A 19560-nucleotide genomic window follows, 5' to 3' on the forward strand; every position below is an offset into this window, starting at 1 on the left:
AAAAAGAACTATTAAACTAATTATTAAGCTTATGAAGAAAATTTTATTGATGATTACCCTGATATGCGGATATATGGGAAGTATGTGGGGGCAGATCAGTTCTATTTCAGGTAATCCGAATGTAGTTACAGGAGAGACATGGATGTATTCATTATACTTTAACTCTCCTTTAGATGCGGATACTAATTTTATAATCAAGGTAGAAAAAGGTTCTTTCCAGTATGGTAAAGAAACAGAAAAAGTAGAAAGGGTAAAGAAAGGAGTTAGACGATATGACTTTTTCGTAACATGGGGAGATACCGCAGCGGATGACGCTAAAGTTATAGCATATAAACAAGGTGATTTGCCTTCTAATATCAAGACCTTAAAGGTCAAAATTACAGGTATTCCTCCTAAACCAGAGCCAGAAAAGCCAAAAGAGATTATTTATGGTTTAGCTGGTCCAGCATCAGTCTTTCCTGAAGATACAATAACATATCATTTCCATATACAGAGTAATACGATAAAAGAGGGAGACCTTTCTTGGTACTATGAAGGTGATTATTATACGAGAATTCCCAATAAGCCGCAGGATGATTTTAGGACTATAACTTTTACAGTCAAGTATACGGATAAAGACTTACCGACATCAGTCAACGTAGTTTATAAAGGGATGAACAACTTTGCTAACACTACAATTAAAGGAATGCCATTTACTATTACGTCGTTAGGAGAGCCAATCGTCAATTTTGGAGTTAATAATCTTTATAAATTAAATATTCCAGCCAAATTGAAAGGTGAAAAACCTATCACTTGGCTTGCCGGCAATAATATGACTTTAGTTTCAGGGCAAGGTACAACAAATGCTACATTTAAATCTACAGGATACGGTTTGGGTACAGTTAAAGCAATGGTTATGTATGAGGGAAAAAGTTATACAATAGAGAATTCTGTGGTAGAGATAGTTAATCCGGATGCAATACTTATTACAACTGATTTCTCAAGATTCTTTGCTGGCAATCATTATAGTGCTTATATCCCCAATGTATTGCCCGGGTACAAATATACTTGGAGTATTTCGGGTGCAACGATTGTTAGTTCTAATAATAATAGTGTCTACTTTAAGGTTGCTAACTTTGACTTGGATGCTTCTGTTTTGATTACTGTTACAACCCAAAGTGGTAAGCGAATTTCAAAAAGTATCCCTGTAAAAGGCCTCGGAGGCGGTGGAGGTGTCTATCCTGAAATTTGATAATTAAGGTACGCTTTTAGGGTGCTATACTAATCACTTCTTACTATCTCTTTGTTATTTTCAAAAGAGTAAAATGTAAATATCCTCTCTCCATTCCATCTTATAGGGTGAAATGCCAGAGAGGATATTTTTCTCTTTCCTCCCCCAAAAACTGCATTATTTCTCTACAAAATTATCTTATTATATATGGATGCGCTAATTATCATTATTACGATGCTGTGTTGCATTGTCACCTCCCTTTACTGCGGAGTGGTGCTGTCGCTAAGGCTTCCCGAAGTGTGGACTTTGCTCGACCGAAAGCCTTTCAATTGTCGTCCCTGTCTCACCTTTCATCTCACATGGATGCTGTTGGGAATATTTGCTTTTGCGAGGCAATCGTGGACTTTGGCAGGTATCGGCATTGTGGTTGCATTCATTGTATTTTTCATTGTAAAATATATCGACAACAAAAAAATAGTAAAATGACAAATCTAGCATTAAGATCAGAAGTAGAAGCATTGGTACGCGAAGTAGAGAAAACACACCGTTACTCGATGAGCCGTATCTATGGATTATATAATCGGGTTTTCGGCACAAACGAAACCCCTCAGTCGTGCGCCAGTTGCCTGATACGCAAAGTAAGAGAGTTGAAAAACTGGCTTGCTAAAAGCTCCGATAACGAGCGTGTTGCAGATCGAGAAACTCCCGCACTAAAACCTGCAAGAGCAAAGACAGAAAAGAAACATTTGAAAAAAGATAAATAATGGCTGCCCGCAAAACCTGTTACAAAAGCCGTGAAAACAACGGCAGGGAGATAAGGTATGAAAGCCCGGGCAGCCTTCTCGCACAGGCATATAAATACTTCGAGTGGTGCGACAGTAATCCCTGGCACAAAGCCGAGCTGATTCGCTCGGGAGCAAGGGTAGGAGAGGTGGTAGAGCTTCCTGTGTCACGCCCATACACCATCGAAGGCCTGTGCGTTTTTTGTGGGATCAGTCTTGCTACTTTCTCGCGATATGAGTCTGACCCTCACTTTGGTGAGGCTATAGAGCATCTCCGATTGACAATCCGTCAGCAGCAGCTGGAGGGAGAATGTATTGGCGTTTACAATGTAAATGCTCTGTCTAAGGTTACAACCGCAGAAAAAAAGGAGGAGGCAGACCAACCTTCCGAATTAGTTATCAACGTGCTGTCTCACGATACAAAAGAAAATTTGGAAACATTGAAGAAAAACCTATCAGGGTAAGAGGTGTTGAGTGATTAACATATACATTCTGTTTTCGTAAACTCATAAAGTAAAGATAATGAGGTTCTTTTTTTTGATATTGTAGGCCTTTTATGAAAAATTTATATTATTTTTATAAAACAAATACAAATATTCTCATTTTAGGGAATCCGTTTAATATAAAGCCTGTTCGTATGGAGTAATGGTGATGAGCCTATGAATATGCAGCGTTTTTAACACAGCGATATTCTTCTCGAAAGCTCATTTATAAGTTAAAAAACTTATTATACTATAATACGTATGTTTCTTTAACTCGGAAGCATTTTAAATCTATTGTTTAACTAAACTTTTTTATGCTTATGAAAAAAATTATTTTAGTGGTTACCCTAATGTGTTTATATATTGGGGGCGTATGTGGACAGAGCTCTGGAGTGAAGCCAGCCGTAGCTAATGGAGAGAAAAGCGATGCAGCCGAAAGTTCCGTAGTCTGTGTGGGAGTGCCTCAATACAATTATTCTGCGGATAATAATGTCCTTACTCAATATAGAGATATGACCAGTACCTTTATGTTGAATGCTCCTTTTACTGGTTATCCTACATCTTATGAATGGAAAGTGAATGGTCAGCCATTATCCTACCGATATATGACAGATGATGAAGGCGGTATTTCTATCTTATTTAAATATCTTCCTGTAGGAGTTTATGACTATTCGGTAATCGCAAGAAATAGTTGTGGAGCATCTCAAATAAAGTATTTTAGGGTTACAATAACGAATGATCCTAATGATGCGCCTTGGATGAGATAAACTATTGTCTTTGTTGTTAAATTATTTTATACATCCTCTTTGCTATTCTATCTGATACTTTTGATATTGTAGGCCTTTTATGAAAAATTTATATTATTTTTATAAAACAAATACAAATATTCTCATTTTAGGGAATCCGTTTAATATAAAGCCTGTTCGTATGGAGTAATGGTGATGAGCCTATGAATATGCAGCGTTTTTAACACAGCGATATTCTTCTCGAAAGCTCATTTATAAGTTAAAAAACTTATTATACTATAATACGTATGTTTCTTTAACTCGGAAGCATTTTAAATCTATTGTTTAACTAAACTTTTTTATGCTTATGAAAAAAATTATTTTAGTGGTTACCCTAATGTGTTTATATATTGGGGGCGTATGTGGACAGAGCTCTGAAGTGAAAGGACCTAAAGTGTGTGATGCAAATGTTGAAAACGAAAGTTCTGTTAATCAGGTTAATTCGATCACTTATACTGCTTTGTATAATACTATCGACTTGGGTCCCGGAGAGCTTGTGGGTACATTAACTCTTGGCTCAGAAATAGGTGGAGCTACATCATTTAGCTGGGGTGGGTTATTTCCTACACAATTTAAGGGTAGTAGAACGGCACCGATTGTAAATGTGAGCAAAAAGCACATCATACAGATGGGCGGAATGTATGTATGGGTAGATGCTTCTAATGCCTCTGAAACTGTTAGGATTATCTATAATGTGACCGTTGGAGGCGAAGGTGCTCCTAATCCATTTGAATAAACTATAATTAGTTATATAACATATTGATTTCTGGATATCCTCTTTGCTCTTTTTTTATAGATGCAAAGAGGATATTTTTCGATTATCTCTTTTTATTTAGCTTACTTATTTGTATCTCCTACCGAAAATATTACTCCCCGCTTTTCATCTTATTTACAAATTCCTTTGGCGACATGCCATAGCTTTTGAAGAATGCCTTGGTAAAGTACGATGCCGAGTTAAAACCTACGTAGTAAGCCACTTCATTTATCCGCATGTCTGTCTCCAGCAGAAGTTTGCATGCTCTTTTCAGGCGATAATTGCGCAGGTAGTCGCCTGGAGTTACGCCACTTATGCTCTTTAACTTGCGTTGCAGGTTGGAGCGACTGATGCTCAGTATATCGGTTAGCGATTCCACGGTGAATGTTTCTTCCGAGAGGTGTTTTTCTATCTCTTCGTTCAGCTTGTTGAGGAATGTTTCGTCACCCTTGTTGGTTACCAAGCTTGCGTAAGACGATAGCGGCGAACGGTTGAACGCTTCGAGTATCGCCTTCCTGTTTTCCAGCAAACTCGCTATCTGAGCTCTGAGGTACGATATCGAGAACGGCTTTTCTATAAACACATCAGCCCCCGATAACAGTCCTTCTACCTTCGCCGTATTTTCGGTCTTTGCCGATAGCAGTATCACCGGTATATGGCTGTAGTTGAGGTCGGCTCTCAGTCGCTTGGTAAACGATATACCATCGATGCCGGGCATCATAATATCCGAAACGATGAGGTCGAAGCTCTTATCTTCGAGCAGTTTCAACGCTTCGGTAGCACTTAGTGCCGTATCTACTGTATATTCGTTCTGTAAGCTGTTTTTTATAAATTGTATCATCTCGGGATTGTCGTCTACCACAAGCACGCTGTTCTTGCCGTTGATTGTTGCTAGTCCTCCATCCTCGAAGGAGATACTTTCACTACTTGCCGTTTCGCTTTGGTCGATAGAAAACTCTTTCGATATATCAGAGAAAGTGAACGCAAACAATGCGCCGCCAGTTTTGCTGTCTTTTACCTCGATCTTTCCTTTCAATATCTCTGCCAAATGCTTCACCAGCGAAAGCCCGATGCCTGTGCCTACCTTGCTGTCGTCTTGCTGCACCTGATAGAAAGGGTCGAATATCAGTTCTTTATGATTGTCGGATATGCCTCGTCCGTTGTCTTCTACAGTGACGGTATATGTTTTATCACTGTTCGGTATAAGAGTAAGGATAATTTTGCTTCGGGTAAATTTCAAGGCATTGGTCAGCAGGTTACCTATTATTTTGGTCAGCGCATCCGGATCGGATATTACATCTATTATAGATTGGGCAGGCATGTGCAACTCAAAGTCTATCTTTTTGTTCTGCGCCGTTTTCTTAAATCGTTCATACAGTTCGCTGATATGCTCGCTAAGGTTTATTGTTTCGGGATTTACGATATATTTAGTCGAATCCATCTTACGGAAATCGAGCAACTGATTGATGAGCACCGTCAGCCTGTCACAGTTTTTCTCTATCATCGAAAGGTTCTGATGAGTCTCCTTGCTGCCTTCGCCCGAAGAAATCACCTCTTCGAGCGGTGCGCTGATAAGGCTGAGCGGTGTGCGTATCTCGTGTGCAATGGTGGTAAAGAAATCGATCTTCGATTTGAAGGCAAGTGTTTCCTGTTCGGCTTTGTAAGCTTCGAGGTGTTTCTGCTGCTTTATCTTGCTTTTCTTTGTATAATACGACACCAGCATATAAATCAAGAATATAACGAGTGCAAAATAAACGAGCCGTGCCGGTATCGACAACCAGAAAGGTGGCAATATTTCTATCTCTATCGCTGTGCCCGTTTCGTTCCATAGTCCATCGTTGTTCGAGGCCTTCACCCTGAAGGTGTATTTGCCCGGCGAAAGGTTTACATAGGTTACGCTCTTGTTGTTGCCCGCATAGTTCCATTCCTCGTCCGTTCCTTCGAGCATATAGGCATACTGGTTTTTGGTTTGCGATATATAGCTGAGGCTAACGTACGATATGGTGAACGACGAACGATTGTAAGGCAATTTTATGCGCTGTTTTTTATTTAAACGGGTTTGTATCTCTTGTTCCTTTTCGGCACTGATATTTCCCAACACACGTATCTGGGTGATCTCTATGGATGGAATAATACCGTTTTTATTCTCGCTCAGGTCTTTCGGGTAAAAACAACTGAATCCGTTTATCCCTCCGAAGTAAAACTTGCCGTCTTTGGTCTTGTAGCTCGACTTGTAATTGAACTGGTTGCTCTGCAGCCCATCTGCTTTGTTATATATCCTATGACTTTTTGGGTCGGATGTGTTGAAGGTTACCAGCCCCTTATTGCAGCTTACCCAGAGGTTGCCAAAAGGGTCGTCGAGCACGCCGTAAATCACATTGTTAGGCAAGCCGTCGTCTTCCGATATATTTTTGAAGTTGTCCGTTTTGTAGTCGTAGATAAAAATGCCACGCCCTTCGCTCGAGAATATCACCCGCTTCGTATTGTCGATGTGTATGCTCGTTAGCTTGCTGCCTACAATGGGGTTGCTGCGTCCTTGTATCGTGTCGTAGTGTACCCATTTGTTGCGGGTCATATCCAGTTTTATCGCACCCCTTCCGTATGTTGCCACCCACAGGTTGCCGTAGTCGTCTTCCTTCATGTCGTATATAAAACCGAAGGCCTCGGGGATACGCTTAAAGCTGTTATTGCTTCGGTCAAACTTATTCAGCCCCACAGGTGTACCGGCGTATATATCTCCATTCTTGGTTTTATAGAGCGAGAAGATACAGTCGTCATTCAGCGTGCTTTCGTCCCTGATATTGCTTCGGTGGTTGACGAGCGAATGGCTGCGTGTATTATATATGTCTATCCCGCGCGAAAATGTACCTATCCACAGGTTATCGCCATCCATCATCAGGGCATGGGTGTTGTGATAAGAGGTTTTTACGGGTTGCGAAAATACCTTTGTCTTGGTATCGAAGTAGTTGAGCCCGCCGTCTTCGGTGGCAATCCAGATGTTGGATAAGTTGTCTTCCAAAAACTGGCTGACCGCCTTTCCCGATAGCAGGTTGTGCAAAACATCGGGGTAGTAAGTCTCTATATTCAGCAGTGAGGTATTCAGATAGTTTACTCCTCCAAAGTAAGTGCCTATCCATATCCCGTTCTCCTTGTCTTTGGCTATCGAGTACACATTTTGGTCGCTGAGGCTGTATTTCACCTGAGGCGCATCGAGCCGTTTTATCGACTTGGTGTCTGTATTAAAGAGGTACAGCCCGTCGTCGGAACCGATAAGCAGCGAGTTGTCGGTATATTGAAATATAGAGCGCACGTGCGTAATATAGTACGACTTAGATCCCAGCCCGAAGAAGGAGGTGTATTCGTTGGTTTGCTTGTTGAACAGCCTGATGCCATCGTCCCACGTGCCCAACCACAGATTGCCCTTGTTGTCGTCGAGCATGCAAAGTATTTCGTTTTGCGAATTGTCTTGTATACTAAACATGCCTTCGGGTGCTTCCAGCTTGCCTTTGTCGGGGTTGTACCTGAGCAGCCCCAGCCTTGTACCTACCCATATCGATCCCGATTTGTCGGTTACGATAGACCACGTAGCGTTCAGCCCCAGCCTGTATTTCTCTATCTCTATGGCTTTCAGTGTTTTTTTTGCAGGGTTGTACATAAATATGCCTTGCGCCATTGTTCCTATCCACAGATTGCCGTTTTTGTCTATATACAATGCATTTACGGCTGAGGTAACCTCTATGCCGTTGGCGGTTTTGGTATTTATCTTCGCAAAGCTCTCGTCGGTCATATCCATTCTGTATAGTCCGGCATCTGTACCTACATAAAGTATGTTTTCTTTTCCTTCGGCAATGCAACGGATAAAATTGTTGCCCAAAGACTGGTTGTTGTGATTGTTTTTTCTGAATATGCGGAAGTTATCCCCATCGTAGCGGTTGAGCCCGTCTTTGGTTCCAAACCACATGAAGCCTTTCGAGTCCTGTAGGATACAGTACACGGCGTTTTCCGAGAGCCCGTCATCTACCTGAATCTTACGGAAGTGAAAATTGGAATTTTCCTGAGCAAATAGATTTATGGTATAAAAAACGGTCAGAAAAATGGTGAAAAGTAGTCTTCTGTTTTTCATTTTTGTAAAAATACAGTATATCTGCGAACATACGAACTCTTCGGGAAGCTTATTTTGTGGTAAAAAATAACCAAATACTTGTAATAATTGAGCAATTACACGTCTGGACTGTTTTTTACACTTTTTTAGTTGAAAAATACATTTGCTTTTGTTCGCTCTCCTGTAACTTTGATTTATCAGAAAAACCTATTAAAAATCAAACCATGAAGTGAAGACTATCTTAATGCCTCTCTATTATTGTGTAATGCCACTAGAGTACGGCAACAATCATTTATCAAATACCAGAAAGGAAAGAAATTATTATTTATCCTCATAAATAATGAGTTAACCTAATTATAAAAAACCAAAATCTAGAAACATGTTAAAAAGAATTTTATTTCTACTGTTTGCGGTCTGTTCATTAGCAGTTTATGGGCAGAATGTGGAGGTAAAGGGAAAGGTTGTGGATGATATCAACGATCCGCTTCCCGGAGTGAGTGTCAGTATCAAAGGTACAACAAGGGGCACTATCACTGATGTTGACGGTAATTATTCTATCGAGGTATCTCGAAATCAGACTTTGGTGTTCTCCCTTGTGGGAATGACACCGCAGGAGGTTGTTTATACAGGACAGCCTGCTATAAATGTATCACTGGCTACCGACGATAAACGCTTGGAAGAGGTAGTCGTGATCGGGTATCAAACCATCAAGAAGGCAGACCTAACAGGAGCTGTTTCGGTATTCAATCCGACTGAAATGAAAAACACGATCGTAACCGGTACTGTGGGCGATGCTCTGGGTACACTTCCGGGCTTGACTGTACGTACAGCCGGAAATCCGGGTAGCGAAGGAAAGGTAGAGATTCGTGGTACAGGTACGTTGGGAGACAGTCAGCCGCTGTATGTGGTGGATGGTATCGTTTCGGGAGCCAACCGAGACTTCAACTTCAACGATATAGAAAGTATTCAGGTGCTCAAAGATGCTTCGGCAGCAGCTATATATGGCTCGCGCGCGGGTAATGGTGTTATCATCATTACCACCAAGCAAGGGAAAGAAGGCAAGATGAAGATAGATGTATCTTCGCGTATGACACTCCAGTGGTTGCCTAAATATAATCTTACAAACCGCGACCAATGGATTCAGCTCAACGACCTTGCTTTTGCCAATGCGGGCAAAGCTCCGGCAAACCACTTTGACGGTAATACCGACTGGCAGGAAGAAGTATTCAAGACCGGTATTGTACAAGACCATAATATCTCCTTCTCGGGAGGAACAAAAGACAGCCGTTACTTTATTTCGGGTAACTATCAGCACAATTCGGGTACTACAATCGGAGCTAAGAGCGAGCGTTTCACATTGCGTTCCAATACTTCAGCATCACGCAACTTTGGCGATAATGTAACATTCCGTATCGGCGAGAATATTGTACTAAGCCACTTCGGAGTAGATGAACTTAATACCAATCCGATTATAGATGTATATCGTATGTTGCCTACCATCCCTATTCACGACTCTAACAATGCAGCTAAGGGTGGTTACGGATTTGGTGACGGTAGCCGTGATGTTACCTTCGGTTCTAATCCGTTTGCGAAAGAAGATTTTGAAAATACAACAAATAGCAACTTGCGTATCAGAGGTAATACTTTTACTGAACTGGAAGCTTTCAAGATGTTTAAATATCGCTTCAATTTTGGATTCGACTTTAGCAACGATAAGCATAAATATTTGCGTAAAGAAGGTTACTGGACATACAATCAGCCATACGATCCTTCTTCACTAAATAAAAATCAGGCTCAATATCAAGGATTCGTATTCGATAATACATTAGAATTCAATAAGAAATTCGATAAGCACGATATTTCTGCCGTATTGGGTATTAGCTACCAGACTTCTACTTATGAACAAATCTGGGGTACAAAGAATGATGTGCTCATGACGGGAAGCGACTACTTTGATAATCTCGATGCAGCACTATCTAATCCTAAGACAGGTAACTATAAAGACTTGCAAAAATTGTTCTCCGTATTTGGACGAATCAATTACAATTATGACGACAGATATCTCATGAGCTTTACAATGCGTAGAGACGAGTCTTCAAAATTCTCACCTAGCAACAGAGTAGGATATTTCCCTTCTGTATCGGCAGGGTGGAGAATCAGTAAAGAAAGCTTTTTCGATGTGCCATGGGTAGATGATCTGAAGCTAAGAGCGAACTATGGAGTGCTGGGTACTTCAAATATAGGTGTGTGGGATTGGGTTTCATTTATTACCGTATTCCCTCAGGCGGTGTTTGGTACAGGACAATCTGTACAAACAGGTATGACTCAAATCAAACTAGCTAATGCCGATTTGAAATGGGAAAAACTTTCGCAAATCAATGCCGGATTCGATGCCGCTTTGCTGAACAACAAATTAGCGATATCGGTAGACTACTTTATGAAGGAGACAAAAGACGTGCTGACTCCGATGCAAATACTAATGGTAACCGGTAACAATGGCGGTAACCCGAATGTAAATGCAGCTACCTTGCAGAATACAGGTATTGAGGTATCGGCTACATGGCGCGATAAGATTGGTAAAGACTTTGGCTATAGTTTCAACGTAAACGGATCTTTCCTTAAGAATAAGATTAAAGAATTAGGATATGGACGTACAGAGTTTACACAGTGGGATACGAAGTCGAAAGTAGGACACCCTATCGGAGAGTGGTATCTGATCAAAACCGATGGTTTGTTCCGTTCCGAAGAAGAGGTACAAGCTCACAAAAATAGTGAAGGCAAACTGATACAGCCAAATGCCAGACCGGGTGATGTGAGATTTATCGATGCCAACGATGATGGTATGATTACCGATGCCGACAGACAATATTGCGGCTCTACTTTGCCAAAATTCCAATTGGGGATGAATTGGGGCTTCGAATACAAAGGATTTGATCTTCAGTTGCAGTTCTCAGGTGCATTCGGGCATAAATCATTCAACGGACCTCGCAGTGCTTACGACAGGTTTGACGACAACTCGAACTATCGTGCCGACTACGACCCTTGGACTCCCGACAATCCGAACGCAAAAGATCCGCGTCCTATCTACGCCGATTCTCGCAACGTGCGCGGCAATCAGGATCGCTGGTTAGAAAACGGAAGCTACTTGAGAGTAAAACAAATGGCTTTGGGATATAATCTTCCAAAATCTCTATTGGGTGAAGTATTCAGTGGTATTCGTGTGTATGTGAATGCTCAAAATCTAATCACATTTACATCATACAAAGGGCTTGATCCTGAATTCCTGAATACGAATATCTGGGATCGCAGCTACGATGGCGGGTCATTCCCTAATCCTCGTGGGGTAACTTTTGGAGCACAAGTATCATTCTAATCTAAAAATACCAAAACAATGAAAAAACTTATATATATATTATTCACTGTATTTTTATTCAGTGCTTGTGATGTGGATGTAGACAATCCAAATACGATCACAACTGCTACCTTCTGGAAGACAGAAAAAGATGCATTGTACGGAGTAAACTCTGTATACAATATGTTTTACAAGCCCGGCACATATAGCCGTTGGATGTGGTTCCGCTTAGACCTTACTTCCGATGAAGGTTTTAGCCAGAGCCCATGGGCAGAGTTGAAAGAGTGGACTGACTTCAGATACAATAATTATAACTTCTGGGAAGGTAACGCATGGACGTACCGCGACTGTTACGAGGCTGTTTTCAGAGCTAATCAGGTTTTGTACTATGTGCCGAATATAACATTCGCCGACGAGAACAACAAAAATCAGATTCTGGGTCAGGCATATTTCCTTCGCGGATTATATTACTACAACCTGGCTTTGCTATGGGGTAGCACCAACAAGAGTCTGCCTATCGTGCTCGAACCTTCTACACCGGGTATGCAACCCGAAGGACATACCGGAGCTGAGGTATATCAGCAGGCTATCAATGATTTTACAGAAGCGCAAAAAGTGTTGCCGGAAGTATGGGGTGACAACGACAAAGGACGTGCGACCAAAGGTGCGGCATTGGCTTTCAGAGCAAAATGTTATATGCAGCTACATCAATGGAACGAAGCCAAGACAGATTTGAGTTGGCTGGTAGAAGGCGAAGGCAAGAAGTATTACGACCTGACAACAAATTATTTTGATAACTTCAACAAGGATAAAGAGAATAATATAGAGTCGGTATTCGAAATACAATATTCTGATGCACACAAGGCTCCTGCCGGAGATGGTGACTTTGATGTAGATCCGAACTTGGGATTGAACCGTGGACAATTCTTCGCACCTCCCGGTATCGGCTGGACTGACGGCGAGCTTCGTCCTTGGTTGGTAACAGAGTTTAAGAAAGAAAAAGATTTGAATAGCGGTTACGATATACGTCTCAGATATACAGCTTTCTATGAAGGACAAGAGGCGGATTTTACCAATAACGAGAGGATTTATAAGTATACAAGTAATGCTGCTACATGGGGTCAAAACAACTGGAAAGGACGTGTATTCTTCCGCAAGTATGGCTCAGACTATTATCGCGATTATGATGATTATCACAATCCTACCAACGTAAGACTGATTCGTTTTGCCGATGTACTTTTGATGTATGCCGAATCTATTGTTCAGTCAGGCGGAAGCCTCTCTACAGCAGTAGCACAAGTAGACAGAGTACGTGCCAGAGCCAATATGCCTAAACTGTCGGTAAACCACCCTGCGGCAACCACCGATAAGGATACATTCCTCAAGCGTCTGCAAATGGAACGTGTGCTTGAGCTCGCTACCGAAGGGCATCGTTGGGCTGACATCAAACGTTGGGGATTGCTCGACAATCAGGCAGGTATCGATGAGTTGAAGTTAAGAGATGCTGATTTCGCTCGCTGGGATGAAAAAGAGCAAAAATGGATACAAAATTTTGTTATTGGACGTCACAATTGTTTGCCTATCCCATCCGATGAGGCTAATAACAACCCGAATATTGATCAAAATCCTAATTATTAATATGAGTATTTGATGAGGCTGCTCTCCCGAGCAGCTTCATCAAAAAAATATTTTCTCTATTCTTAATAAGAAGGGGGAAATCATAAAACAGAATAGAATGAAAAAATTACAAGCTATTGTATTCCTGCTGCTTTCTTTTGTTTGCCTGTCTTGCGGCAGCAGCGAAAAGACCGACTTTGAATACAAAAACCCTGTACCATTGGGCGATCCGTTTATCATGCTGTACGACAATGTATACTATGCTTACGGAACCAATGCCGAGAATGGAATAGAAGTGTACACATCCGACGATTTGCTGACATGGAAAAAAGAACCCGTTCTTGCTCTCGACAAAAAAGACTCGTGGGCAGATCGTTGGTTTTGGGCTCCCGAAGTATATTATATTAAAGAAAAGAACAAATTCTTTATGTACTATTCTGCCGACGAGCATATTTGCGTAGCGACAGCCGATTCGCCGCTCGGACCTTTTGTACAGGATGTAAAAGAGCCGATGATGGCAGACGAAAAATGTATAGATAACTCTCTCTTTGTAGACGACGACGGCAAACCGTATCTTTATTTCGACCGTTTCAACGATGGTCTGAATATATGGGTAGCCGAACTCGAAAGCGATCTGAAGACCATCAAAACCGAGACGCTGACCAAGTGTATCAACGTTTCGCAAGCATGGGAAGAGGTATGGCCACGTGTCAACGAAGGTGCATTTATAACCAAGCACAAAGGGATTTACTATCTCACCTATTCGGCAAACAGCTACGAAAGTCCGTTTTATGGCGTAGGCTTTGCTACAGCTACCAGCCCGATGGGACCTTGGACAAAGTATGAAAAGAATCCTATTTTGCAAAAGCCTGACAGCCTTGTAGGGGTAGGGCATAGCGCCATGTTCCGCGACAAAGCGGGTCAGCTCAAAATAGTATTCCATGCGCATCACTCCAAAGATAGCATTCACCCACGTGCGATGTACATTGCAGATGTAAGTTTTACGGACGATGCTGTGCCGGTAATGAAAATTACAGGAGATATTATTAGCCCTAAAGTTGCAAGATAATTTTTTGGACAGTTTCTTCATTTTGCCTCAGTGTAAAATGAAGAAACTTTACTATCCGATATTCTCTTATTTGTGATATAGGTAGTTTAAAATAATTACTCGAGATTATTCTTTCGTCCCAAAGCGCAAAAGATTACAAATGAGTTTATAAAAGTATTATAATGAAATATACAGCTTTATTCTTATCCGTATTGTTGTCTTTCACTGCCTGTCAGTCGGAGACAAAGAATACTCCCGAAGAAGAGATCGAAAGTACGGTAGATGGTATTCGCATAGCTTGGGACTACAGTTCCATGCAGCAGCTTGCCGAGCGGGGAGGTTATCCACGCTTGCTCAGGATGCAGGATAATTCGTTGATTGCCATCTTTGAAACACGGACAGGTAGTGTGGAATTTCGCCGTAGCTACGATGAAGGGCACACATGGTCGTCTGCGGTAACCGTATTCCCCCGATTTACTTATCAAGGCAAAGATGGAGAATCTACAATAGTGAATATCGCAAACGCAGAGATCACACAATTGCAGAATGGCGACATTATTGCAGCTTGCAACTATCGTCCAGCGAAGCCCGAAATAGCACCTTACTCCATTGTGATAAGGCGCAGCACCGACAACGGAGCTACATGGCTGCCGGCACAGGTGCTATACAATGCAGCCCCACGTTTCAACGATGGATGTTGGGAACCCTCGTTCCTGCAATTGCCCGACGGGGAGGTGCAGATATATTTTGCAAATGAAAATCCGTATCAGCAATCCGACGAACAGGAGATATCCCTGCTTCGATCTGCCGACAATGGTGCTACATGGAGTGATGCCCAAATGGTATCCTTCCGAGAAAACAGGCGAGACGGTATGCCGGTAGCCCGAATATTGGGTGACGAAATAGTAGTGGTTATAGAAGATAACAACGTAGACCGCTTTAAACCATACACAGTGCGTACAAAACTGAAAGATAATTGGGTGAAACCTGTACTGGCAGACTCTCCACACAGAGAATACGCCCTTGCTGAGAAGATAGACAATTCGGTATATATGGGTGCTCCCTATCTGCTGAAACTCCCTACAGGCGAAACTTTGATTTCGTATCAGACAAACGAAAAACGAGCCTCCGACTGGGAATACTCCACACTCGAAGTAGCGATAGGAGATAAGTCCGCTCGCAATTTCACGAAACGAACACGTCCTTTTGATGTGCCGCTCGATAAAGAGGCAAAATGGAACTCTTTGGCACTGTGGGACGAAAATACAGTTGTGGCTTTTGCTTCATCCAATTTCAACTCCAAAGAGGTAGCGCCGTGGCTTATCAAGGGATATATTATTCCTGAACTAAAGGTTGCTACAAAAGATATTACCGCATACCCCCTGTTTGTAGGGGCAAAGGGCGAAACAAATCTTCGTGCGGGATTAGGCACAGACGAGGAAAACCTGTATGTCGAATGCAAGGTTAATGATAATAAATTATATGGTTCGCAAAGCTCTGATGCTGATGGTGTATATGTTTATCTCAGCGATGGAATGGAGTCGATGAGAGTATGGTGCAGCTATCAGGGTAATGCAGAAGTAAGTGAACTGAAAAAGGGGGTGTGGCATACCAAAATGGTAAGCGATGTGCAGGCGGTTTCCTCTACAAATGATAAAGGTTACGATGTGAAGATCATCATTCCTAAGAAGTATATAAAATCTGGCAGTGGCAAAGACTTAAGATTGGCATTGGGATTATCAGCCTATAGTGATGCTGTAAATGGTTATAAAGAAATGCTTGCAAACAGCGAAGAAAATAAACCGAATACATGGCTGAAAGTAAGCTTGTTAAATTAATACTTGCAACACTTTGTGATGCTGAGTAACGAAGCCTCTCGACTCTTTCTAGATAAGAGATTCTATCGTCCGTCTCTCGTTTTTTCGGATTTGTAATCCGAAAACTTTTACGGCGGATTTTAAATTTGCTAAAACAAACAGCTTTCGGATTGAAAATCCGAAAGAACGAAGGATACAAGAGATTCCTCACTTCGTTCAGGATGACAGCAAAGATGAAAATATGATAAGCAGATACAAGAATGAAACGACAACCAAATAAAACTTAAAATATAATGAAAAAGAGATTGCTTTCTGTTGTCTTACTCCTCTTTTCTTGCGCAATGATAGATGCGCAGGAAGTACAATCGGAGTATAAGATTACATTAAAATCGCCCGGAAATCCGGCAGAGTCGTATACCCTTACCGAAGATGCTTCGGGCTACCTGAAAGCCTCGCAGCTTTTGCCGATAGAGATCAGGCAGCAAAAGGAGGAAAACGGCTCTGCAACACGTATCACTGTCACACTGCGAGCTACAGATATTGTTTATTACAACTTCGAAGAAGTGTGTAAACTATCGGCTATGCAGCATGCCGATTGTCAGTTTCTGATGCCCGGATTTTGGTATCACCGTAATATGCGTTCTCCAAAAGAGGCTCCTTCGTTTGCCACAAGTGACAGCTGGCAGGTACGTGAAGACCGCCTGAGCACACCGCTAACGGGTATCTATAGCGACAAAACAGGCGACTTCTATACAGTCGTACGTCTCGATAAATTCGAAAATGAAAGCTTGGCTACCCACAGTGCAGGCGAAATTATCCTTACTGACAAAACTTCGCTTGGCTTTACCGGATTCCGTAATGTAGGGGGTACTACAGCCCTTGTTTTCGGATTCCCGTATAGCGAAGCACCAAAAACATACATCCGCAAACTGACGTTGGCTCCTGCTGTTCAGGCATTCGAAAAGCTAGAGAAAGGAGAAACCCGCCAATTGGTATGGGAGATTCGTAAAGGCAAAGCCGCCGACTACTCTGCTTTTGTAGCCGATGTGTGGAACTATTCTTACGATACATATCGCCCGCAGGTATATGCCGATGCGATGAGCACTGCCGAAGCAAAACGAGTTTTGTCTAACTTCTTTACAGAGAGTTATGTAAACAAATACGATCTCAAATATTTCTCAGGAGTACACATGCGTACCGATGATTGCGAGAGCACCGGTTCGGTTGAGGTAGGATTTGTAGGGCGTGTATTGCTCAATGCCTTCAATGCGTTGGAGTATGGAGAGGAAACCAACAATACCGACCTAATAAATAAAGCAAACTCGGTGTTCGACAGTTACCTAAAGCATGGTTTTACTCCAAACGGATTTTTCCGTGAGTTTGTAGATTATAGTCACAACAATGAAACAGATATATACAGCATTCGCCGTCAGTCGGAAGGGGCATTTGCTATCCTTAATTATCTCAACTACGAAAAGAAGCAAGGACGCAAGCACCCCGAGTGGGAAGCCAAGATAAAAACACTGCTTGCTAATTTCCAAAAGTTGCAAGGACAAGACGGTAGTTTTCCTCGTAAGTTTGACGGCCAATTCCGTGTTACCGACCCTTCGGGAGGCAGCACCCCATCGGCAACCTTACCTCTTACGATGGCTTATACCTACTTCAAGAACAAGGAATATATGGAGAGTGCAAAACGTACGGCTGTATATCTCGAAAAAGAGCTGATATCCAAAGCCGATTACTTCTCTTCTACGCTCGATGCCAATTGCGAAGACAAAGAAGCGTCGCTATACGCATCCACAGCCATGTATTATCTGGCAATGGCTTCTGCCCCAAAAGAAAGAGATCGTTACATCGACCTTTCTAAAAAGGCGGCATACTTTAGTCTGTCGTGGTACTATATGTGGGATGTGCCTTTTGCTCAAGGGCAGATGCTGGGTGATGTGGGCTTCAAATCGCGCGGATGGGGCAATGTCTCGGTAGAGAACAACCATGTGGATGTCTTCATCTTCGAATTTGCAACTGTGCTCGATTGGCTAGCCAAAGAACGCAACGAACCCCGTTTCTCACAGTTTTCGTCGGTAATAAAAAGCTCTATGTTGCAACTAATGCCTGTAAAAGGACACATGTTCAATATCGGTAAGGTGGGTTATTATCCCGAAGTAGTACAGCATACCAACTGGGACTATGGCAAAAACGGAAAAGGATTTTATAACGACATCTTTGCTCCCGGCTGGACTGTAGCTTCTCTTTGGCAAATGCTGAGCCCCGACAGAGTAGAGACGTATTTTAATCCGAAGAAAAAATAAAAACAATGGGCAGGGAAGAAATTCCCCGCCCATCTTAAACTTCAATATACGAGCCTTAAAGGAGAGTGACGCTAATGATAAAAATCGGTCAAATAGTAATAAAAACTAGTCAAAAGCCGAATTTGGCTTATTTTGATACTCTTTTGGTTGAAAAGTATACCTATCTTTTATTCTTGGCATGCTAACTTAGCAGTGCAGAACGCTACGAAAAGCATGTCATAAGATAATGCAATAAAATTCGAATAATACCATGAAGAAAATTTTTACATATATGTTCATTATACAGTTGCTTGTGGCAACGGGATGTAATGCATGTAGCAGTTCTGAAAAAGAAGAACCTGTAACTCCAAATCAGAAATATACAAATCCTGTAGTGGCTCTGAGCCTGCCCGACCCAACAATCATAAAGGCACAGGATGGACATTTTTATTTGTATGCAACAGAGAATACACGAAATACTCCTATCTACAGATCGGATAATCTTGTAGACTGGACATTTTTAGGAACGGCATTTACGGATGCTACACGCCCCACCTTCGAGCCCAACGGAGGTTTGTGGGCGCCTGATATTAATTACATCAACGGCAAATATGTGCTGTACTACTCCATGTCGGTATGGGGTGGCGAGTGGACATGCGGCATTGGCGTAGCTGTTGCCGACAAGCCCGAAGGACCATTCACCGACAAAGGAAAGCTTTTTAGAAGCAACGAGATCGGCGTTCAGAATTCCATCGACCAGTTTTATATCGAAGAAGGAGGCAAGAAATACCTCTTCTGGGGCAGCTTCCGTGGTATCTATGCTATAGAGTTGAGTGACGACGGACTGTCGGTAAAAGAAGGAGCGCAGAAAAAACAAATAGCCGGAACAGCCTTTGAGGGAACATATATCCACAAGAGAGGAAATTATTACTACATGTTTGCTTCTATCGGTAGTTGCTGCGAAGGTGCAAATAGTACCTACGAGCTTGTTGTTGGTCGTTCCGAATCATTGTTTGGCCCTTATGTGGATAAAACAGGCAAGGATATGATGGATAATCGATATACTGTGGTCATAAGCAAAAGCTCCCGCTTTGTAGGCAACGGACACTGCTCCGAAATAGTACAGGACAAGGCCGGTAACGACTGGATATTGTATCATGGCGTAGACCTTAACCACCCCGATGGGCGTATGCTGCTACTCGATCAAGTGAAATGGGATAACAATTCATGGCCTTATGTAGAGGGAGGCAAACCGTCTTCTTCGGCAGATAAGCCCGTGTTTTAAAGATATAGTGATTGTAATAGATAGGAGATTGCAACCTA

General features: G+C 42.1%; 13 protein-coding genes. 12 read left to right on the forward strand and 1 reads right to left on the reverse strand.

Translation table 11 applies throughout. The annotated features are described in order from the left end of the window. Positions 1–31 precede the first annotated feature (31 nt). The 6 genes from PKC55_RS00005 to PKC55_RS00030 all read left to right on the forward strand — a co-directional run bounded on the left by PKC55_RS00005 (position 32) and on the right by PKC55_RS00030 (position 3995). Positions 32–1231: a hypothetical protein gene (locus PKC55_RS00005; RefSeq protein ID WP_324371298.1), complete on the forward strand. Its 1200-nt coding sequence runs from the start codon at positions 32–34 to the stop codon at positions 1229–1231. A gap of 186 nt (positions 1232–1417) precedes the next feature. After that, positions 1418–1696 carry a hypothetical protein gene (locus PKC55_RS00010; RefSeq protein WP_324371300.1) on the forward strand — a complete coding sequence of 93 codons (279 nt, stop codon included), beginning with the start codon at positions 1418–1420 and terminating at the stop codon, positions 1694–1696. Continuing rightward, on the forward strand, positions 1693–1974 hold the full coding sequence (locus tag PKC55_RS00015) for a hypothetical protein (protein WP_324371302.1): 282 nt from the start codon (positions 1693–1695) through the stop codon (positions 1972–1974). Before PKC55_RS00010 ends, PKC55_RS00015 begins: the two co-directional genes overlap by 4 nt. Further along, positions 1974–2456, forward strand: coding sequence for a terminase small subunit (locus tag PKC55_RS00020; protein ID WP_324371304.1), 483 nt, complete (start codon positions 1974–1976; stop codon positions 2454–2456). Before PKC55_RS00015 ends, PKC55_RS00020 begins: the two co-directional genes overlap by 1 nt. 338 nt (positions 2457–2794) lie before the next feature. After that, positions 2795–3241 carry a hypothetical protein gene (locus PKC55_RS00025; RefSeq protein ID WP_135104689.1) on the forward strand — a complete coding sequence of 149 codons (447 nt, stop codon included), beginning with the start codon at positions 2795–2797 and terminating at the stop codon, positions 3239–3241. A gap of 325 nt (positions 3242–3566) precedes the next feature. After that, the gene (locus PKC55_RS00030; RefSeq protein WP_324371308.1) at positions 3567–3995 is read left to right on the forward strand and encodes a hypothetical protein; all 429 of its coding nucleotides are present in this window, start codon (positions 3567–3569) and stop codon (positions 3993–3995) included. Positions 3996–4125: 130 nt separating this feature from the next. Here PKC55_RS00030 and PKC55_RS00035 read toward each other — a convergent pair whose 3' ends face one another. After that, positions 4126–8136 carry a hybrid sensor histidine kinase/response regulator transcription factor gene (locus PKC55_RS00035; protein WP_324371310.1) on the reverse strand — a complete coding sequence of 1337 codons (4011 nt, stop codon included), beginning with the start codon at positions 8134–8136 and terminating at the stop codon, positions 4126–4128. Between the two features lie 358 nt (positions 8137–8494). On the opposite strand from PKC55_RS00035, the gene PKC55_RS00040 reads away from it, so the two are divergent. The 6 genes from PKC55_RS00040 to PKC55_RS00065 all read left to right on the forward strand — a co-directional run bounded on the left by PKC55_RS00040 (position 8495) and on the right by PKC55_RS00065 (position 19522). Next, the gene (locus PKC55_RS00040; RefSeq protein WP_324371312.1) at positions 8495–11488 is read left to right on the forward strand and encodes a SusC/RagA family TonB-linked outer membrane protein; all 2994 of its coding nucleotides are present in this window, start codon (positions 8495–8497) and stop codon (positions 11486–11488) included. Positions 11489–11506: 18 nt separating this feature from the next. Further along, positions 11507–13105, forward strand: a complete 1599-nt coding sequence (locus PKC55_RS00045; RefSeq protein ID WP_291029134.1) for a RagB/SusD family nutrient uptake outer membrane protein — start codon at positions 11507–11509, stop codon at positions 13103–13105. Between the two features lie 97 nt (positions 13106–13202). Next, on the forward strand, positions 13203–14153 hold the full coding sequence (locus PKC55_RS00050) for a glycoside hydrolase family 43 protein (protein ID WP_324371315.1): 951 nt from the start codon (positions 13203–13205) through the stop codon (positions 14151–14153). Between the two features lie 161 nt (positions 14154–14314). Then, complete coding sequence (locus tag PKC55_RS00055) at positions 14315–15970, forward strand: sialidase family protein (protein WP_324371317.1); 1656 nt, start codon at positions 14315–14317, stop codon at positions 15968–15970. Positions 15971–16290: 320 nt separating this feature from the next. Continuing rightward, positions 16291–18258 carry a hypothetical protein gene (locus tag PKC55_RS00060; RefSeq protein WP_524536930.1) on the forward strand — a complete coding sequence of 656 codons (1968 nt, stop codon included), beginning with the start codon at positions 16291–16293 and terminating at the stop codon, positions 18256–18258. A 250-nt stretch (positions 18259–18508) separates the two neighbouring features. Continuing rightward, positions 18509–19522 (forward strand): family 43 glycosylhydrolase, encoded by a 1014-nt coding sequence (locus PKC55_RS00065; protein WP_324371321.1) that lies wholly within the window; start codon positions 18509–18511, stop codon positions 19520–19522. The last annotated feature ends 38 nt before the right edge of the window (positions 19523–19560 follow it).

Source organism: Dysgonomonas sp. (assembly GCF_035323175.1).
Taxonomy (GTDB): Bacteria; Bacteroidota; Bacteroidia; order Bacteroidales; family Dysgonomonadaceae; genus Dysgonomonas.